A 20,095-nucleotide genomic window follows, 5' to 3' on the forward strand; every position below is an offset into this window, starting at 1 on the left:
CGACGCCGTACGACCACACGAAGCGGCCGGCCGGCCGCTCCCCTCCCGCGGGGCCGACACCGCGGGCCTTCCGAAGACCCACGGCAACACCCCTAAGGAGAACGCGAGATGACCACCCCTCCCCCCGGAGGCCCCGGACCATCCCGACGCCCCGGGCGTCCAGGACTTCCCGGAGAACTCGGAGAGCTCACCCGGGGAGCCGCCCGATGAGGGTGCTGCTGATCGGAGCCAACGGATACCTCGGCCGCTTCGTCGCCGACCGCCTGCTCGCCGACCCCGCCGTGCAGCTCACCGCGCTCGGCCGGGGGGACGACGCGGACGTACGGTTCGACCTCGCCACCGGAAGCCCGGGCGCACTGACCCGCTTCCTCGACGCGGTCCACCCCGGAGTCGTCATCAACTGCGCGGGAGCCACGCGCGGCGGCGCCCGCGACCTCACCCGCCACAACACCGTCGCCGTCGCCACCGTCTGCGAGGCCCTGCGGCGCAGCGGCTGCGGCGCCCGCCTCGTCCAGATCGGCTGCGGCGCCGAGTACGGGCCCTCGCAGCCCGGCTCCTCCACCGCCGAGGACGCCGTGCCGCGGCCCGGCGGACCGTACGGCGTCAGCAAGCTCGCAGCGACGGAACTCGTCCTCGGCTCCGGGCTCGACGCCGTCGTCCTGCGCGTGTTCTCCCCGGCCGGGCCCGGAACCCCCGCCGGCTCGCCCCTCGGCCGTCTCGCCGAGGCCATGCGCCGCGCCATGCAGTCCGGCGACGGCGAACTCAAGCTCGGCGGACTCGGCGCGCAGCGCGACTTCATCGACGTCCGCGACGTGGCCCGCGCCGTCCACGCGGCCTCGCTCTCCGCCGCGCAGGGCGTCATCAACATCGGCTCGGGCCGCGCCGTCCGGCTGCGGGACGCGGCGTCCGTGCTCGCCCGCGTCGCCGGCTTCGGCGGCGCGCTCCACGAGCTCGACTCACCCGGCGGCCCCGTCCGCCCGACGCTCGGCCACCCCCGCTCCGACCCCGACCACGTGGCACCCGCCGCGTACCCGTACCCGGACGGCTGCGGCAGCTGGCAGCAGGCCGACGTGCGCACCGCGCGCGACCGGCTCGGCTGGCGCCCCCGCATCAACCTCGAGGAATCACTCGCCGACATCTGGATGGAAGCGGCATGCCGTATCTGACCCCCACCGCCCCCGGGACCGCGAGCACCGACATACGGCTCGGCTTCGGCATCCCCGGCTACGCACACCCCCTCATGGCGCCCGTCGAATGGGCCGAACTCACCCGTCCCGGCGCTCCCCTGCACTGGGTCGTCCTGAACGTCGCGGACGGCCCCGGGGCGCGCCCCGACCCGCACTGCCTCGAAGCCGCGGGCAGGCTGCGCAACCGCGACGTACGGGTCCTCGGGCACCTCGATCTGACCTACGGCGCCCGCTCGTTCGGCGAGGTCGTCTCCGACGCCCACCGCTATCTCGACTGGTACCGCGTCGACGGTTTCTCCCTCGGCCGCTGCCCGACCGAACGGGCCGCCCTCCCCGAGGTCCGCCGCATCGTCACCACGCTGCGCGCCCTGTGTGAGGACGCCCACATCGTCCTCGGGCACGGCACGCACCCGTATCCGGGCTACGCCGAGACCGCTGATCAGATGGTGACCTTCTCCGGGCCGTGGAGCGACTACCGCTGGTCCCAGGTCGCCGAGTGGACGGCCGACTATCCGCCCGAGCGCTTCTGTCACTTCGTGCACGGCGTGCCCCGCGGGCACCTCGACGAGGCGCTGCGCATCGCCCGCTGGCAGGGCGCCGGGACGATCTACTTCACCGACCGCACGGACCGCGGCGGCGCCGCCGACCCCTGGGAGGCCATGCCCGGGTACTGGGACGACATCGTCTCGCGGGTCGGAACGGGTGTCTCGGAATGAAGAGGGGCGTGGCAGTGTTGACGGAATCACCACTGTTCGGAAATGACGATCAACGGAGCCCCCGTGTCGCTGCCACCCCTGGTAGAGCCAGCTGCTGAGCTCACCGTAGACGAGGTCCGCAGGTACTCCCGCCACCTGATCATCCCCGATGTCGGGATGGACGGGCAGAAGCGGCTGAAGAACGCCAAGGTGCTCGCCGTGGGCGCCGGTGGCCTCGGTTCGCCGGCGCTCATGTACCTGGCCGCGGCCGGTGTGGGCACGCTCGGCATCGTCGAGTTCGACGAGGTCGACGAGTCGAACCTGCAGCGCCAGATCATCCACAGCCAGGCCGACATCGGCCGCTCCAAGGCCGAGTCCGCCAAGGACTCCGTCCTCGGCATCAACCCGTACGTGAACGTGATCCTCCACGAAGAGCGGCTCGAGGCCGAGAACGTGATGGACATCTTCAGCCAGTACGACCTGATCGTCGACGGCACGGACAACTTCGCGACCCGCTACCTGGTCAACGACGCCTGCGTGCTGCTCAACAAGCCGTACGTGTGGGGCTCGATCTACCGCTTCGACGGCCAGGCCTCGGTCTTCTGGTCCGAGCACGGCCCGTGCTACCGCTGCCTCTACCCGGAGCCCCCGCCCCCCGGCATGGTCCCCTCCTGCGCCGAGGGCGGCGTCCTGGGCGTGCTGTGCGCGTCCATCGGCTCCATCCAGGTCACCGAGGCGATCAAGGTCCTCGCGGGTGTCGGTGAGCCGCTCGTCGGCCGCCTGATGATCTACGACGCCCTGGAGATGCAGTACCGCCAGGTCAAGGTCCGCAAGGACCCCGACTGCGCTGTCTGCGGCCCGAACGCCACCGTCACCGAGCTCATCGACTACGAGGCCTTCTGCGGCGTCGTGTCCGAGGAGGCCCAGGAGGCGGCGGCCGGCTCGACGATCACTCCCAAGCAGCTCAAGGAGTGGATCGACGACGGCGAGAACATCGAGATCATCGACGTCCGCGAGCCGAACGAGTACGAGATCGTCTCGATCCCCGGCGCCCGGCTGATCCCGAAGAACGAGTTCCTCATGGGCACCGCCCTGGAGAGCCTCCCGCAGGACAAGAAGATCGTCTTGCACTGCAAGACGGGTGTCCGCAGTGCGGAAGTCCTCGCCGTTCTGAAGTCCGCGGGCTTCGCGGACGCCGTGCACGTCGGCGGCGGCGTGATCGGCTGGGTCAACCAGATCGAGCCCGAGAAGCCGGTCTACTAGACCGCCCGCCGGCCCGCGCGGCCGCCGGTCACGGGGCAGCTTTTCCGAACGGGTCCCGCACCTCGCGTGCGGGGCCCGTTCGTCATAGGGCGCCGCTTCGCCGTCCGCCTCAGGAGCAGACCTTCCCGTCGCGCGGTATTCGGCCCTCCAGGAGATAGCCGTTCACCGTCGAGTCGACACAGCCCGACCCGCTGCCGTACGCGCCGTGCCCCTCGCCCTTCCAGGTGAGCTCGACGCCGACGCCCTTGCCGAGCTCGTCCGCCATCCTGCGGGCGCCCTCGTACGGGGTCGCCGGGTCGCCCGTGTTCCCCACGACGAGGATCGGGGCGGCGCCCGGCGCGCTCACCTCGGGCGTCTCGTACTGGCCCGGCACCGGCCAGTCGTGGCACCAGCCCGCCGTGTCCCAGGCCATGAACTCCCCGAAGACGGGCGAGATCCCGCGGAACGACGCGAGCCGCTTCTTCGCCTCCGCCGGCGTCGGCCGCTCCTTGTCGTCGAGGCAGGAGATCGCCCGCTGCGAGTGACTCTGCGAGCTGTAATGCCCGGCGGGGCTCCGCTCGTTGTACGCGTCGGCCAGGGCGAGCAGCGCCGTCCCGTCCCCCTGCTCCGCCGCCTCGAGGCCACGCGTCAGCGCGGGCCAACTGTTCTTGCTGTACAGGGTGACGGTGATGCCGATCGTCGCGAGCGACTGGTTGAGCTCGCGGCCGCTCGAGGCCGGCAGCGGCTTCGCGTCGATCCGCTTCAGCAGCGCGGCGATCTTCCGGGAGCCATGATCCGGGTTCTGGCCGGTGGACTTGAGGTAGTTGTCGAGGGCCCGCTGGAAGCCCCTCGTCTGGTTCTCGGCGTGGCCCACGGTGTCCGCGGCCGGGTCGACCACGGCGTCCAGGACGAGCCGGCCCACCGTGCCGGGGAACAAGTGCGCGTACACGCCGCCCAGTTGGGTCCCGTACGAGACGCCCATGTAGTGCAGCTTGTCGTCGCCGAGCGCCTGGCGCGCCAGGTCCATGTCGCGGGCCGTCTCGTCCGTCGACACGTGCCCGAGCAGCTTGCCGGCCTGCCGCGCGCAGCCAGCACCGAAGTCGGCGGCGTCCTTGAAGTACGCCCGCTCCTCGGCGGGGGTGTCCGGCGTCAAGTCGACGGACTCGGCGGCCTGGATCGCCTTGTCGTCGCGGCAGCGCACCTCCTCACTCGCGCCGACGCCGCGCGGGTCGAAGCTCACCAGGTCGTAGCGCTCGCGCAGCTTCGCGTAGTCGGGTGCGAAGGCGGGCAGCATCGAGACCCCCGAGCCGCCCGGCCCGCCGAAGTTGAACAGGAGAGAACCGGAACGACCGCTCCCGCCCGTGGACCTGGCGCGGATGAGGGCGACGCCGATGGTCTCCCCGTCCGGCTTCGCGTAGTCGAGCGGCGCCTTCAGCGTCGCGCACTGCCAGTCGGAGCCGGGTGCGGGGCCGTCGTCGGTGGCCTTGCAGCGGCCCCAGCCGAGCCGCTGAGAGGTGAGCGCGGCGGGCAGCCGGGGCAGTGCGCCGGGGACGGCCTTGTCCGAGCGGGGCGGTGGCGACGGTGAGGGCGGCGACGAACGCGGTGGCTGTGTCTGCCCCTTCCCCTCGCCGTGCCCGGCCTTGTCTCCCGGCCCGCCGCAGCCCGCGGCGGCCCCCGCCACCAGCAGCCCCGCGGCCAGCAGCGCGAACGAACGAACATGACGCGACACAGGCACCTCCCCCTGGCGATCCCCCTCGCCTGTCCCCGGTCCGAAGACAGTGAGGCCATCCTAGGCAGAGCCACTGACAATCACCTGCGGCAGAGCACAGCCGGCAAACGAGCCGAACACCCGTACTCCCGCGGCTACTTGCAGACCGTGCCTGCCTTCGGCACCGTCCCGTTCAGCAGATAGCCGTCCACGGCACCCCGCACACACTTGTTCCCGCTGTCGTACGCGCCGTGCCCCTGGCCTTTGTACGTGACCTGCACCCCGACACCATCGCCGAGCGCGTCGACCATCTTCTTCGCACCTTCGTACGGGGTGGCGGGGTCGCCCGTGTTGCCGACGACGACGATCGGCGCCGAGCCAGGCGCGCTCACGTCGGGGTGGTTCGCGGCGCCGGCGACCGCCCAGTCCGTGCAGCTGAGCATGCCCCACGCGAGAAAGTCGCCGAACAGGGGCGAGGCGGCCCGGAACTCGGGGAGCTTCGACCGGACGTAAGCCGGCGTGTAACGGGGCTTGTCGTCGGCGCAGTTGATGGCGACATTGGCGGCCTGGAGGTTGCTGTACGTGCCGTCCTCGTTGCGGCCGTTCATGGAGTCCGAAAGCAGCATGAGGATCTTGCCGTCACCCTCGTAGGCCTGGACGAGGCCCTCGGTGAGGTACTCCCAGAAGTCCTTGGAGTACAGCGACTGCGCGATGCCGTTCGTCGCGGCGGTCTGCGTCAGCTGGCGCGGGAAGACCCCCGGGATCGGCTTGGAGTCGAGGCCCCTGAGCAGCTTCGCGATCTTGGCCTTGACCTCCGCGGGGGTGTCGCCGACCGGGCAGTCCTCGACCTTGGAGGTGCAGTCCTTCGCGTAGTTGTCGAGGGCGAGCTGGAAGCCCTTGGCCTGGCCGAGCGAGCTCTCCTCGGCGTTCTGGGTCGGGTCGACGACACCGTCGAAGACGGCGCGGCCCACGTTCTTCGGGAACAAGTGGGCGTACACGCCGCCCAGTTCGGTGCCGTAGGAGATCCCGAAGTAGTGCAGCTTGTCGTCGCCGAGCACCTGCCGCATCAGGTCCATGTCGCGGGCGGCGTCGGTCGTGGCGACGTGCGGGATGACCTGCCCGGAGTTCTTCTCGCAGGCGTTGTTGAACTGGGTGACGTTGCTGACGAGCTTCTTCGTCTGGGCGGTGTCGTCGGGGATGGCGTCCTGCTGGAAGTACTTGTCGAGCTGCTTGTCGTTCTCGCACTTCACGCCGTCGCTGCGGCCGACGCCGCGCGGGTCGAAACTCACCAGGTCGTAGCGGGTGCGCAGCTTCGTGTACTCGCTGCCGAACGCGGGCAGCGTGGTGACCCCGGAGCCGCCGGGGCCGCCGAAGTTGAAGATGAGGGATCCGATGCGCTTGCCTTTGGCGCCGGAGGACTTGGCGCGGATGAGCGCGAGGCCGATCGTGTCGCCCTCGGGTTTGTCCCAGTCGAGGGGCGTCTGCATGGTGGCGCACTGCCAGGTGGCGCCTCCGGGCAGCGGGGAGGGCGCGGGGCCGCCGCCCTCCGACTCCGAGGGCGCAGGGCAGTCCTTCCAGCTGAGGGACTGGGACCTCACGTCCACGTCATTCGTGTCGGTGCCGCACGCCGCGAGGGCGGAGGTCAAGAGGACGGCGGTGGCGGCCAGGGCAGCGGCACGCGGCCGGGACGGATTGGGCATGAACCCATCCTGCGGCGACGGCCCACGGGGCGCTCGGGGCGTGGGCCGTGCGGGTGAGAGATGACGACGGCTACGGGGGCGGGGCTCTACGGGGAGTCCGCTCGGGAAGTGTGCCTCTACGGGGAGCGCGTTCGGGAAATGTGCCTCTACGGGGAGCCCGCTCGGGAAATGTGCCTCTGCAGGGTCCCGCTCGGGAATCGTGCCTCTACGGGGATCCCTCCCCCGCAAACGCGTCCCTACAGGGAGCCCTTCCGGGAGAGGTGGTTGAAGAAGAGCCAACCCGGCAGGACCGGCAGCCACAGCGTCATGAGCCGGTAGAGCAGCACGGCCGGGGCCGCGACCTCCTTGGGCAGGCCGACCGCGATGAGTCCGACCGTCAGGGTCGCCTCGACGGCGCCCACACCGCCCGGTGTCGGCGCGGCGGAGCCGAGCGCGTTGCCGGCGAGGAACACGACCGCGACGCTGGCCAGGCTGAGCGTCGTCGTCTCGTCCCCGAAGGCGCGGATCGACGCGTCCAGGCACATCACGAAGCAGGCCGTCAGCAGGAGCATGCCGCCGATGCCGGTGAGCAGCTTCTGCGGCCGCTGGAGCACGTCCAGCATGCGCGGTACGACGCCGGCGAACAGGGACCGTACGCGCGTGACCACGAACTTCCGCAGGAAGGGGATCGACGTCACCACGAGCACGAGGACCGCGACGGTCAGCAGACCCGCGATGACCGTCCGGGACGGCGACAGGGACGGGGTCTTCTCCGTGCCGGTCAGATAGCCGAAGGTCAGCAGCATCATGATGTGGGCGCCCAGACCGAAGAGCTGGGAGGCGCCGACGCTGGCCACCGCGAGCCCGGGGCGCACGCCCGAGCGTTGCAGGAAGCGGGTGTTGAGCGCGACACCGCCTACGGCGGCCGGTGCCACGATCTTCACGAACGAGCCGGCGACCTGCGCCGCGACGGTCCGCAGGAAGGGGACGCGCTCCGGGACGAACCCGAGCAGGCTCATCGCGGCGGCGAAGTAGCTCAGCGCCGAGAACAGGACGGCGGCGGCGACCCAGCCCCACTGGGCCTCCCGGAACAGCGTCCCGAACTCGATGTGCGTCAGCTGCGACAGGAGGAAGTACGCGCCGATGGCGCCCGCGATGAAGCTCACGAGGGTGCGCGGCCTGACGCGCTCCAGGCGGGCCGGTTCGACGGGCGCCTGCGGCCGGATGCGGAGCACCTGGTGGCGGATCTGGGTGAGCAGATCCTCCTCGCGCGCCTCGTCCAGGGCTTCGTCGATGGCCTTCTTCTCGGCCTGCCGCTCGGCCTTCTCGGTCTGCCGTTCCGCCTTCGCGGAGGTCTTGGCCGACGGGGGTGCCGCGCGCTCGGCGACGGTCTCCGCAGGCGTTGGTTTCTCGGCCGGAGAGGCCTCGGCAAGGGAGGCCGCAGCCTGGGAGGCCTCCTCCAGGCGGGCCTGCTTCGCCCTGCGCGAAGCATCGAGCACGGCCTCGCGCTCGCGTTCGGAACGCTCCCTGCCGAGTCTGCGCAGCGTCGAGCGCGTATTACGGCTCAGGGCGATGGGCTGGAGCAGCGGCAGACAGTCGGCGACCGCGTCGGGGCCGAGCACGCCCACGGCGGACGCCACGGCCCGCTCGGCGCCCACGCGCAGGCCCAGCGTGGTCAGGAGCTGTGCGATGTCCATGCGCAGGATCAGGTCGCCGGCCGCGATCTCGCCGCCGCGCAGATCCGTGAGGATCACCGTGCCGGAACGATCCACCAGAATCGCGTCGCCGGTGAGCCGCCGATGGGCGATACGCCGTGACTGGAGGGCCTGCACCTGGTGCCAGGTGTCGCGCAGCAGCTCGTCGGTGATCTCCTCGTCCGGCACCGAGTCCAGCGAACGGCCGCCCGTGTGCTCGTACACGAGCATCACCGCGTCGGGGCCGAGCTCGGACGTCGCGATCAGCTTCGGGGCGTTGGCCCCGGCCGCGATCGCCGCGTACGCGAGAAGTGCCTCCTGCTCCAGTGCCTGGCGCAGGGACTGGAGACTGCGTCCCGTGGTGATGCCCCGCAGCGTCAGCTGGCGCCACACGCGGTAGAAGAAGCCCTGGGCCTGCTGCTCACGGTCGACGATGGTGACGTCGAGCGGGGGGCCGTCCTCCAGGGTGACGAAGTAGCGCCGCCCTCTGTCGCCGTTCTCCGTGGTGCTCTCGTGGGCCTCTTCGCGGGCCGCGCTGACAGGGTGGAAGCCGACGTGCCGCAGGCCCGCGAGGAGCGTCTGACCGGTGGGACGCACGTTCGGTGAACCGACCGTGTAGAGCGTGCCGTAGGCGACCGTCCAGCCGATCAGGACCGTCAGGACGATCGAGAACGGTGTCGTGTAGCCGGTGACCAGCATCGCGAACGCGTCGAGCAGCAGCACGACCCACAGCACCACGCGCCAGCGTGGTCTGCGGGACATCCCCACAGCCGTCATATAGGCGATGACGGGCGCGAGATAGCCGTGCACCGGATCGGTCAGCGCGTGGATGTCGCCCGGCGACGGGCGGGTGAGCGCGTCCTGGATCGACGACGGGGCGCCCTGGGCGACCCACAGGTCCGTCGCCAGCGTCACCCCGTGCGCGAGGACGGCCGCGAGCACACCGTCGGCGATCCGCAGCCCGTCGCGTTTGATCAGCCGCTCGATCGCGAAGGCGACCGGTACGAGAAGGATCGCGATACTCGACGCGAGCCCCGCGAACTTGATCATGAGGTCGGGAGCGGCGCCCGTGCCCTTGCTGATGTCCTGCTGAAGACCCGAGGTCGTGCCGTGGGCGAACGCGGCGATCGACAGCAGCACGGCGATCGCGAGCACGCCCACCAGGAGCCGCATCAGGTCGGAGGGACGGTGCACGCGCGCGGGGAGGAGGGGTTCGTCGCCGTCGACCCGCTCGGCGTGCGCGTCGGCGTCGATGCACTCCGGGTCGACCAGAGGGACCTCGGTCCGCTCGGGCCCGGCCTCAGCGGCCTTCGCGGGCACGTCCGCCTGTGGCGCCGCGGCCCGGTGGCCACGGCGCTCGGTCACGGGGGAGTGGTCGGCCTCTTCGCCGTCCGGGCGCGCCGAAGCCCCAGAGGTGCCCTCCGCCTTATCGGGATGCACGCCCTGCTGCTCCGTCGTTTCTTCTTGGTCTCGTATCACCGGTCACCGCCCGCACGATGGTGGCACGTCCCACTGACACAGGGGGGCATCAGGGTGCAATGCGGGGGAGCAAAGTATCCCGCAACCGCGGATTCGTGCTTCTTCATACGCCTCTCCACGCCCCGTGACCGGGCCGTCACAGTGTCGGTGGGGTGCGGCAGGATGGGTCGGATGAGCGAGGAGAGCGGTACGGCGGGAGAGCTGCCGGAGTACGCGGAGCGGGTGCTCGAGGTCGCGGAGCTGATCCCGCCCGGGCGCGTCATGACCTATGGGGACGTCGCCGAATGGCTCGGTGAGGGCGGCCCGCGCCAGGTCGGCCGCGCGATGGCCCTCTACGGAGGAGCCGTTCCGTGGTGGCGCGTGGTGCGCTCCGACGGCGTGCTGCTGCCCGGCCACGAACTGGACGCCATGGCGCACTACCGCGCGGAGAGCACCCCCCTGCGCGAAGCCTCCCGTACGTCCGAGGGGCACCTCCCGCGCCTCGACATGAGGCGCGCGCGATGGGACGGCGAAGAACGCGCGGAATCTCACACCTGACAGCTTCCTCCATCGCGCCCCTGTTCGAACGGCCTGTGGCCCGTACGGGGGAAACGGGGCGAGAGGGGCACTTCGCCACCACCGCGTACGTTCGTGAATCGCGGCACACCCGTGCCGCACGGGACCCGGGGGACCCGGCGGAAGCCCGGCTTCCGCCACACTCGACGGCGTAGCGTCGACGGCGCACACCTCCCTCACCCCGCAGCCACCGCCACGCCCCGACGACGCGGACGGCCGGCTGCCTCCCAGTTCCCCCAGCACAACCACCAGGACCAGCGATCCACGTGAGCTCCTCTTCCTCCACCCGGAACCTGTCGCACCGCCAGGTACGACAGGGGATCCCCGGCGCGTACCGACTGGTGCGTACCCCGCCGGCCCAGGTGGACCCCCCTCGTCTGGACGCACGCCAGCGCGCGGTGGTTGACCACCCGCACGGTCCGCTCCTCGTCCTCGCGGGACCGGGCACGGGCAAGACGACCACGCTCGTCGAGGCCGTCGCCGCACGCATCGCCAAAGGCACCGACCCCGAGCGCATCCTGGTCCTCACCTTCAGCCGCAAGGCAGCGGTCGAACTGCGCGACCGCATGGCCCTGCGCATAGGCGCCGCCCACGCACCACAGGCCACCACGTTCCACTCGTTCTGCTACGCCCTCGTCCGCGCCCATCAGGACGCCGGCCTGTTCGAGGAACCCCTGCGCCTGCTGTCGGGACCCGAACAGGACGTCGCCGTACGCGAACTGCTCGCCGGCCAGATCGACCTCGAGCAGGCCGGCCTCGCCCACGTCCGCTGGCCCGACGAACTGAGGGCCTGCCTGACCACCCGCGGCTTCGCCGACGAGGTCCGCGCCGTCCTCGCCCGCAGCCGCGAACTGGGCCTCGGACCGGCCGCACTCGACGCCTTCGCCCGCCGCATCGGCCGCCCCGACTGGAAAGCGGCCGCCACCTTCCTCGCCGAATACCTCGACGTCCTCGACCTGCACGGCGTCCTCGACTACGCCGAACTCGTCCACCGCGCGGTCCTCCTCGCCCACCGCACCCCCGTCGCCGACGAACTCGCCACCCGCTACGACGCCGTGTTCGTCGACGAGTACCAGGACACCGACCCGGCCCAGGTCCGGCTGCTGCACGCCCTCGCCGGGCACGGCCGCACCCTTTTCGCCTTCGGAGACCCCGACCAGTCGATCTACACGTTCCGCGGCGCCGACGTGAACGGCATCCTCGAATTCCCCGACCGGTTCCCCCGCGCCGACAAAAGCCCCGCCCCCGTAGAGGTCCTCACGACGTCCCGCCGCTCCGGAGCACACCTCCTGGACGCCACCCGCCGCATCACCCGGCGCATGCCCCTGACCCGCCTGCCCGCCGACAAGATCCGCGCCCACCGAGAGCTCACCCCCGCGCGGGACGGCGGCCGCGTCGAGGTCTGCACGTACCCGACCTCCGGCACCGAACTCGACAACATCGCGGACATCCTGCGCCGCGGCCACCTCGAGGACGGCATCCCCTGGAGCGACATGGCCGTCCTCGTCCGCGCCGGCACCCGCTCCATCCCCGCGATGCGCCGCACCCTCACCGCAGCGGGCGTCCCCCTCGACATCGACGGCGACGACCTGCCGCTGCGCCACGAACCGGCCGTCACGCCCCTGCTGACCGCGCTCAGGGCCGTCGCCCTCAGCGTCGCGCAGGACATCCCCGAACCCGACGGCGACCAGGACCAGGAACCGCCCGTCTGGCTCGACACCGAGACCGCCCTCACCCTCCTCGCCTCACCCCTCGCCGGCATGGACGCCGCCGACCTGCGCCGCCTCGGCCGCGCCCTGCGCGAGGAGGAACGCGCCGCCGGCAACCACGTACCGTCGCCCTCCGACGAACTCCTCGCCCGCGCCCTCGCCCAGCCCGAACGCCTCGCCGCCCACGACCCCGCCCACGCCCGAGGCGCCCAGCGCCTCGGCGCCCTGCTGCGCGCGGCCCGCGACACCCTCACCACCGGAGGCACCGCCGAAGAAGCCCTCTGGCAGCTGTGGAACGGCACCTCATGGCCCCAGCGCCTGGAACGCGCGGCCCGCCGCGGCGGCACCGCGGGACGCAACGCGGACCGCGACCTCGACGCCGTATGCGCCCTCTTCGCGACCGCGTCCCGCGCCGAGGAACGCACCGGAGGCCGCGGCGCTCTCAACTTCCTCGAAGAGGTCGAGGCCCAGGACATCGCCGCCGACACCCTCGCCGGACGCGCCGTACGCCCCGACGCCGTACGCCTCATGACCGCCCACCGCTCCAAGGGCCTCGAATGGCGCCTCGTCGTCGTCGCCGGCGTACAGGAAGGCCTGTGGCCCGACCTGCGCCGCCGCGGCTCCCTCCTCGAAGCCGACCGCATCGGACGCGACGGCCTCGCCGAACCGCTCACCCCCGGAGCGCTCCTCTCCGAAGAACGCCGCCTGTTCTACGTGGCCACCACGCGCGCGCGTGAACGCCTCATCGTCACCGCGGTCAAGGCACCCGCCGACGACGGCGACCAGCCGTCCCGCTTCCTCACCGAACTCGGCGTCGACCCCCAGGACGTCACCGGCCGCCCCCGCCGCCCCCTGTCCGTCGCCGCGCTCGTCGCCGAACTGCGCGCCACCACCGTCGACCCACGCGCCTCCGTCACGCTGCGCGACGCCGCCGCCCGCCGCCTCGCCCGCCTCGCCGCCCTCACCGACGACGACGGCCGCCCCCTCGTACCCTCCGCGCACCCCTACCGCTGGTGGGGCATGGACGACCCCACCGAGAGCAGGATCCCCCTGCGCGACCGCGACCAGCCCGTCGTGCTCTCCGGAAGCGCCCTCGACCAGCTCGCGAACACCTGCTCCCTGCAGTGGTTCCTCGGCCGCGAGGTCAAGGCCGACGCCCCCGCCACCGCCGCCCAGGGCTTCGGCAACGTCGTCCACGTCCTCGCCGACGAGGTCGCCTCCGGACGCACCCCCGCCGACCTCGCCGTCCTCATGGAACGCCTCGACTCCGTCTGGGACGCCCTCGCCTTCGACGCCCCCTGGAAGTCCGCCCAGGAGAAGGAGCACGCGCGCGTGGCGCTCGAACGCTTCCTCCGCTGGCACGTCGACTCCAGCACCGTGCGCACCCCTGTCGCCAGCGAACACGCCTTCGACGTCACCCTCGAAGCGGGCTCCTACGAAGTGCGCATCCGCGGTTCCATGGACCGCGTCGAACGCGACACCGAAGGCCGCGCCTACGTAGTCGACTTCAAGACCGGCAAGCAGGCGCCCTCAGCCGCCGACGTCGCCCGCCACCCCCAGCTCGCCGTCTACCAGCTCGCCGTCCGCGAGGGCGCCGTCGACGAACCCTTCGACGGCGAACGCCCCGAACCCGGCGGCGCCGACCTCGTCCAGCTGCGTCAGGGCGCCGCCAAGAAGGACGGCGGTGACGCCCTCCCCAAGGTGCAGTCGCAGCACCCCTTGGGGGACGTCGCGGACGGAGGCGAGGGGGAGTGGGTCGGCGACCTCCTCGCGACCGCCGCCGGCAAGGTCCTCGACGAACGCTTCACCCCCACTACCGGACAGCACTGCACCCACTGCGCGTTCCGCGCCTCGTGCAGCGCCCGCCCCGAAGGCAAACACGTCGTGGAGTGACGTGCGCCTCCGCCGGAACGGGCGGCGCTGTCAGTGGGGCCGGTTAGCCTCGATGAGGTGACCACGCGCCTCACCGATCCCGAGCAGCTCAAGGAGCTCCTCGGGATCCCGTTCACCCCGGAGCAGACGGCCTGCATCACCGCGCCGCCCGCCCCGCAGGTGATCGTGGCCGGAGCCGGATCCGGCAAGACGACGGTCATGGCCGCCCGCGTCGTATGGCTCGTCGGCACCGGACAGGTCGCCCCGGAGCAGGTCCTCGGCCTCACCTTCACGAACAAGGCCGCCGACGAACTCGCGGAGCGCGTCCGCAAGGCACTGATCAAGGCAGGCGTCACCGACCCCGACGTCATCGACCCGGACAACCCCCCGGGCGAGCCCGTGATCTCCACCTACCACGCCTTCGCGGGCCGCCTCCTCACCGACCACGGCCTGCGCATCGGCCTCGAACCCACCGCACGCCTCCTCGCCGACGCCACCCGCTTCCAGCTCGCCGCCCGCGTCCTGCGCGAGGCCCCCGGCCCCTACCCGGCCCTCACCCGCTCCTTCGCCGACCTCGTCAGCGACCTCCTCACCCTCGACGGCGAGCTCGCCGAACACCTCGTCCACCCCGACGAACTCCGCGCCTACGACACCCGCCTGCTGCACGCACTCGAAGGCCGCAAACTCACCAACGCCGACCTGCGCAAGGTCCCCGAGGCCGCCGCCGCCCGCCTCGACCTCACCGGACTCGTCACCCGTTACCGCGAAGCCAAGCGCGCCCGCGACCTCCTCGACTTCGGCGACCAGATCGCCCTCTCCGCCACCCTCGCCCGCACCCGCCCCGAGGTCGGCGCCATCCTCCGCGACGAGTTCCGCGTCGTCCTCCTCGACGAGTACCAGGACACCTCCGTCGCCCAGCGGATCCTCCTCGCCGGCCTCTTCGGAGCGGGCACCGGCCACCCCGTGACCGCCGTCGGCGACCCCTGCCAGGCGATCTACGGCTGGCGCGGCGCCTCCGTCGCCAACCTCGACGACTTCCCCGAACACTTCGCCCACGCCGACGGCCGCCCCGCCGCCCGCCTCTCCCTCAGCGAGAACCGCCGCAGCGGCGGCCGCCTCCTCGACCTCGCCAACGGCCTCGCCCAGCCCCTGCGCGCACTCCACGCGGGCGTGGAAGCCCTGCGCCCGGCCCCCGGCGCCGAACGCGACGGCATCGTCCGCTGCGCCCTCCTGCGCACCCACGCCGAGGAGATCGACTGGCTCGGCGACTCCCTCGCCCACCTCGTACGCACCGGCACCGCCCCCGGCGAGATCGCTGTCCTGTGCCGCACCGCGACCGACTTCGCCGCCATCCAGGGCGCCCTCGTCGCACGCGACATCCCCGTAGAGGTCGTCGGCCTCTCCGGCCTCCTCCACCTGCCCGAGGTCGCCGACCTCGTCGCCGTCTGCGAAGTCCTCCAGGACCCCGGCGCCAACGCCTCGCTGGTCCGCCTCCTGACCGGCCCCCGCTGGCGCATCGGCCCCCGAGACCTCGCCCTCCTCGGCCGCCGCGCCCGCCTCCTCGTCGCCCACGCGCGCGGGGGCCAGGCCGACGATCCCGACCGCCGTCTCGCCGAAGCCGTCGAGGGGGTCGACCCCTCCGAAGTGATATCGCTCGCCGACGCTCTCGACACATTCCTCGAAACGCCCCTCGACGCACCGGGCGACGACAAGCTGCCCTTCTCACCGCAGGCCCGCGTGCGCTTCGCACGCCTCGCCACCGAGCTGCGCGACCTGCGCCGCTCACTCGCCGACCCGCTGATGGACGTACTCCACCGCGTCCTCGCCGTCACCGGCCTCGAAGTCGAACTCGCCGCGTCACCGCACGCCCTGGCCGCCCGCCGCCGCGAAACCCTGTCCAACTTCCTCGACATCGCCGCCTCGTTCGCCGCGAACGACAGCTCCGCGACCCTCCTCGCCTTCCTCGGCTTCCTGCGCACCGCCGCCCAGTACGAAAAGGGCCTCGACAACGCGCTGCCCGGCGGCGAGAACACCGTGAAGGTGCTCACCGCCCACAAGTCCAAGGGCCTGGAATGGGACGTCGTCGCCGTCCCCGGCCTCGTCACCGGGACGTTCCCCAGCGCCCAGGGCCGCGAGAAATGGACCGCCCAGAGCAAGGTCCTCCCGCACGAACTGCGCGGCGACGCCGCCACACTGCCCGACATCGAAGCGTGGGACTCCAAGGGCATGAAGGCCTTCCACGAAGAGATGAAGGAACACCAGCGCACCGAGGAGCTCCGCCTCGGCTACGTCACCTACACCCGACCCCGCACCCTCCTCCTCGGCTCCGGCCACTGGTGGGGCCCCGCCCAGAAGCGCCCTCGCGGCCCCTCCGACTTCCTCCAGGCGCTGTACGACCACTGCGCCGCCGGACACGGGGAGATCGAGACCTGGGCCGACGAACCGGCAGAGGACGAGGAGAACCCCGCGCTCCAGGAGGCATCTGCCGAACACGCGTGGCCGCTCCCGCTCGACGACGAGGCCATGGCACGCCGCCGCGCGGCCGCGGCCACGGTCCTTGCCCACCTCGAAACCCCGGCCGACGACCACTCCCACGAGATGGCCCACCCGGCCACGTACACCGACCCGGACTGGCCGGCCCCGCCGGACGAAGAGGCGCTCTACGAAGACGAGCCCTTTTGCGAAGACGAGCCTCTTAATGAAGAGGGCGATTTCTTCAGCTCGCCGGAGGACGGACCCGGACCGGACTGGGACGAGTGGGACGACTGGGACGCGTTGCCGCACGAGCGCCCCACGCTTCCGCACCCGACCGGCACCCCCGCGCAGGAGCAGCCCGCGGCCGGCGCCCCGCACAACGACGCGCACCCTCACCCGGACGGCGCCCGCCCCACGCACGACGCCCCGCACGCGCCCGTGCACGACGCCCCGCACGCGCCCGCCGACGCGCACCCCCTGGGTGCCATCCCGCACCCCACCCCGCCCCAGGACGCCGACACCCGCCCCCACCCCGACCCGGCGCCCACAAAGACCGCCCCCCCGGAGCGTCACCCGCTCACTCCGGAGGAGACCCGCACACTCGCCTCCTGGGACCGCGACCTCGACGCCCTCACCGGCGAACTCCTGCGCTCCCGCCAGGCCGTCCGCGACGTCCCCCTCCCCACCACCCTCACCGCCTCCCAGCTCCTGCGCCTGGCCGCCGATCCGGACGGTTTCGCCCAGGATCTGGCCCGCCCCATGCCCCGCCCGCCCCAGCCCGCCGCCCGCCGCGGCACCCGCTTCCACGCCTGGGTCGAATCCCGCTTCGAAGAGCTCCGCCTGCCCATGCTCGACCCCGAAGAGCTCCCCGGCAGCGAGGCCGACATCGCCGACGAACGCGACCTCGAAACCCTCAAGGAAGCCTTCGACCGCACGCCTTACGCCCACCGCACCCCCCACCGTGTCGAAACGCCCTTCCAGCTCGCCATCGCCGGCCGCGTCATCCGCGGCCGCATCGACGCCGTCTACAAAGAAGGCGACGGCGACGACACCACGTACGAGATCGTCGACTGGAAGACCACCCGCGGCCGCACCGCCGACCCGCTCCAGCTCGCCGTCTACCGGCTCGCCTGGGCCGAACAGCACGGCCTCCCTCCCGAGGCCGTCAAGGCGACGTTCGTCTACGTACGCGACGGCGAGACCGTCACCCCCCGCGACCTCCCCGGACGCGCCGAACTGGAACGCCTCCTCCTCGAAGACCCCACCCCCGGCCCCGGCGACCGGAGAGCACCGGAACCACCGCACGAGCACGCCTCGGCGGACGGATAGGCTCGGGACCATGAGCAAGCCCGTTGACAACGCCGTCAGCACCGTCCGTGCGTACATCGAGACCCACCACGACGCGTTCCTCCAGGACCTCGCCGAGTGGCTCCGGATCCCGTCCGTGTCGGCCCAGCCCGACCACGCACCCGACGTACGCCGCAGCGCCGACTGGCTCGCCGCGAAACTCCGGGAGACCGGCTTCCCGACCACCGAGGTCTGGGAGACACCCGGCGCCCCCGCCGTCTTCGCAGACTGGCCCTCCGACGACCCGAACGCCCCCACCGTTCTCGTCTACGGGCACCACGACGTCCAGCCCGCGGCCCGCGAGGACGGCTGGAACACCGACCCCTTCGAACCCGTCGTCATCGGAAACCGCCTCCACGGGCGCGGAGCAGCCGACGACAAGGGGCAGGTGTTCTTCCACACACTCGGCGTCCGCGCGCACCTCGCCGCCACCGGCCGCACCACCCCCGCCGTCCACCTCAAGCTCCTCGTGGAGGGCGAAGAGGAATCCGGCTCCCCCCACTTCCGCGCCCTCGCCGAGCAGCACAGGGACCGCCTCACCGCAGACGCCGTGATCGTCTCCGACACCGGCATGTGGTCCGAGGACACCCCCACCGTCTGCACCGGAATGCGCGGCCTCGCCGACTGCGAGATCGAACTCCACGGCCCCGACCAGGACATCCACTCCGGATCCTTCGGCGGCGCCGTACCCAACCCCGCCACCGCCGCCGCCCGCCTCGTCGCGGCCCTCCACGACGACCACGCACGCGTGGCCGTCCCCGGCTTCTACGACGGCATCACCCCCCTCACCGACCGCGAACGGGAACTCTTCGCCGAGCTTCCCTTCGACGAAGCCCAGTGGCTGCGCACCGCCAAGTCGCACGCCACCCACGGCGAGGCCGGCCACACCACCCTCGAACGGATCTGGGCCCGCCCCACCGCCGAGGTCAACGGCATCGGGAGCGGCTACCAAGGCCCCGGCGGCAAAACCATCGTCCCCTCCTCAGCCACGCTGAAGCTGTCCTTCCGCCTCGTCGCCGGACAGGACCCCGACCACGTCGAAAAGGCCGTCACCGACTGGGTCGCGGGGCAGCTCCCCGCCGGAATCCGCCACACCATCACCTTCGGCGCCGCCACCCGCCCCTGCCTCACCCCCCTCGACCACCCCGCCCTCCAGTCCGTCGTCCGCGCCATGAACCTCGCCTTCGACCAGGAGATCCGCTTCACGCGCGAAGGAGGCTCCGGCCCCGCCGCCGACCTCCAGGACGTCCTCGACGCACCCGTCCTCTTCCTCGGCATCTCCGTCCCCTCCGACGGCTGGCACGCACCCAACGAGAAAGTCGAACTCGACCTCCTCAAAAAGGGCGTCGAAACCGCCGCCCACCTGTGGGGCGACCTCGCGGAGAACTGGCGCGATGCACACTGAGCCACCCCACCCGCCGCACCACGCACCCGCCCAGCCGAACCGTCCCGCCGAAACACCCATTCCACCGGGGGAGTTGGAAGCACCCGTGACCACCTGGACCGACCGCACAGCCGACCGTCCGCTCTCACTCTCCGCACCCAGCGGCATCGACCGCGCCGCACACCACCGCCTCGACGAGGCCTGGCTCGCCGCGGCCTGGAGCCACCCCACCACCCGCGTCTTCGTGGTCTCCGGCGGACAGGTACTCATCGACGAGACGCCGGACGGCGCCACCGAACTGGTCATGACCCCGTCCTTCGAAGCGCCCCTCACCGAAGCCCACCGCTACTTCCTGGGCACCGACGACGACGGCGTCAGCTACTTCGCCCTCCAGAAGGACACCCTCCCCGGCCGCATCGACCAGTCCGCGCGCCCCGCCGGCCTGCGCGAAGCCGGACTCCTCCTGTCCCCCCGGGACGCCGGCCTCATGGTGCACGCCGTCGCCCTCGAGAACTGGCAGCGACTGCACCGCTTCTGCTCCCGCTGCGGCGAACGCACCGTCATCGCCGCCGCGGGCCACATCCGCCGCTGCCAGGCCTGCGGGGCCGAGCACTACCCCCGCACCGACCCCGCAGTGATCATGCTCGTCACGGACGACGAGGACCGCGCACTCCTCGGCCGCCAGGTCCACTGGCCCGAAGGCCGCTTCTCCACCCTCGCCGGCTTCGTCGAGCCCGGAGAGTCCATCGAGCAGTCCGTACGCCGCGAGGTCTTCGAAGAAGCCGGAGTCGTCGTCGGACCCGACGTCGAGTACGTCGCCAGCCAGCCCTGGCCGTTCCCCTCCAGCCTCATGCTCGGCTTCATGGCCCGCGCCACCTCGTCCGAGATCAACGTCGACGGCGAAGAGATCCACGAGGCCCGCTGGTTCTCCCGCGAAGACCTGCGCGCCGCGTTCGAGTCCGGAGAGGTCATGGCCCCCTACGGGATCTCGATCGCGGCCCGTCTCATCGAACTCTGGTACGGCAAGCCCCTCCCCAAGCCCGGCGACGCCGTATAGGCCCAGCCTGGC

Annotated in this window: 11 protein-coding genes; 8 read left to right on the forward strand and 3 right to left on the reverse strand. The window is 71.9% G+C overall.

The genetic code is table 11. The annotated features are described in order from the left end of the window. The first annotated feature begins 206 nt into the window (after positions 1 to 206). The 3 genes from ACWIGU_RS32555 (at position 207) to moeZ (ending at position 3,145) form a co-directional block, all read left to right on the forward strand. Complete coding sequence (locus ACWIGU_RS32555; RefSeq protein ID WP_356276855.1) at positions 207 to 1,166, forward strand: NAD-dependent epimerase/dehydratase family protein; 960 nt, start codon at positions 207 to 209, stop codon at positions 1,164 to 1,166. Then, positions 1,154 to 1,903, forward strand: a complete 750-nt coding sequence (locus ACWIGU_RS32560; RefSeq protein ID WP_454405255.1) for a spherulation-specific family 4 protein — start codon at positions 1,154 to 1,156, stop codon at positions 1,901 to 1,903. Before ACWIGU_RS32555 ends, ACWIGU_RS32560 begins: the two co-directional genes overlap by 13 nt. Before the next feature lie 63 nt (positions 1,904 to 1,966). After that, on the forward strand, positions 1,967 to 3,145 hold the full coding sequence (gene moeZ / locus ACWIGU_RS32565) for an adenylyltransferase/sulfurtransferase MoeZ (RefSeq protein ID WP_100596698.1): 1,179 nt from the start codon (positions 1,967 to 1,969) through the stop codon (positions 3,143 to 3,145). A 109-nt stretch (positions 3,146 to 3,254) separates the two neighbouring features. Here the strand turns inward: moeZ and ACWIGU_RS32570 are convergent, their stop codons facing one another. The 3 genes from ACWIGU_RS32570 to ACWIGU_RS32580 all read right to left on the reverse strand — a co-directional run bounded on the left by ACWIGU_RS32570 (position 3,255) and on the right by ACWIGU_RS32580 (position 9,684). Further along, complete coding sequence (locus ACWIGU_RS32570; protein WP_454405256.1) at positions 3,255 to 4,853, reverse strand: alpha/beta hydrolase; 1,599 nt, start codon at positions 4,851 to 4,853, stop codon at positions 3,255 to 3,257. A gap of 134 nt (positions 4,854 to 4,987) precedes the next feature. Further along, positions 4,988 to 6,532, reverse strand: a complete 1,545-nt coding sequence (locus tag ACWIGU_RS32575) for an alpha/beta hydrolase (protein ID WP_454405257.1) — start codon at positions 6,530 to 6,532, stop codon at positions 4,988 to 4,990. Positions 6,533 to 6,768: 236 nt separating this feature from the next. Next, a complete protein-coding gene (locus tag ACWIGU_RS32580) occupies positions 6,769 to 9,684 on the reverse strand; it encodes a lysylphosphatidylglycerol synthase domain-containing protein (RefSeq protein ID WP_454405258.1) in 2,916 nt (971 codons plus the stop codon). Positions 9,685 to 9,846: 162 nt separating this feature from the next. Here ACWIGU_RS32580 and ACWIGU_RS32585 point away from each other — a divergent pair, with 162 nt between their 5' ends. From ACWIGU_RS32585 to nudC, 5 genes are all read left to right on the forward strand, one after another. Then, positions 9,847 to 10,221: an MGMT family protein gene (locus ACWIGU_RS32585; RefSeq protein ID WP_454405259.1), complete on the forward strand. Its 375-nt coding sequence runs from the start codon at positions 9,847 to 9,849 to the stop codon at positions 10,219 to 10,221. 284 nt (positions 10,222 to 10,505) lie between these two features. Beyond that, entirely contained in the window at positions 10,506 to 13,841 is a 3,336-nt protein-coding gene (locus ACWIGU_RS32590) for an ATP-dependent helicase (protein WP_454405260.1), read from the forward strand. Positions 13,842 to 13,898: 57 nt separating this feature from the next. Continuing rightward, complete coding sequence (locus ACWIGU_RS32595; protein WP_454405261.1) at positions 13,899 to 17,624, forward strand: UvrD-helicase domain-containing protein; 3,726 nt, start codon at positions 13,899 to 13,901, stop codon at positions 17,622 to 17,624. Positions 17,625 to 17,634: 10 nt separating this feature from the next. Further along, positions 17,635 to 19,047, forward strand: coding sequence for a dipeptidase (locus ACWIGU_RS32600; RefSeq protein WP_454405262.1), 1,413 nt, complete (start codon positions 17,635 to 17,637; stop codon positions 19,045 to 19,047). A gap of 85 nt (positions 19,048 to 19,132) precedes the next feature. After that, positions 19,133 to 20,083, forward strand: coding sequence for an NAD(+) diphosphatase (nudC, locus tag ACWIGU_RS32605; protein ID WP_383751027.1), 951 nt, complete (start codon positions 19,133 to 19,135; stop codon positions 20,081 to 20,083). Positions 20,084 to 20,095 lie beyond the last annotated feature (12 nt).

The sequence above is a fragment of the Streptomyces sp. NPDC055400 genome (genome assembly GCF_053644375.1).

Bases quoted from the DNA above. Each gene is read 5' to 3' on its own strand.
- ACWIGU_RS32555 (WP_356276855.1), top strand. From the start codon at position 207: ATGAGGGTGCTGCTGATCGGAGCCAACGGATACCTCGGCCGCTTCGTC.
- ACWIGU_RS32560 (WP_454405255.1), top strand. From the start codon at position 1,154: ATGCCGTATCTGACCCCCACCGCCCCCGGGACCGCGAGCACCGACATA.
- ACWIGU_RS32575 (WP_454405257.1), bottom strand. From the start codon at position 6,532: ATGCCCAATCCGTCCCGGCCGCGTGCCGCTGCCCTGGCCGCCACCGCC.
- ACWIGU_RS32585 (WP_454405259.1), top strand. From the start codon at position 9,847: ATGGGTCGGATGAGCGAGGAGAGCGGTACGGCGGGAGAGCTGCCGGAG.
- ACWIGU_RS32600 (WP_454405262.1), top strand. From the start codon at position 17,635: ATGAGCAAGCCCGTTGACAACGCCGTCAGCACCGTCCGTGCGTACATC.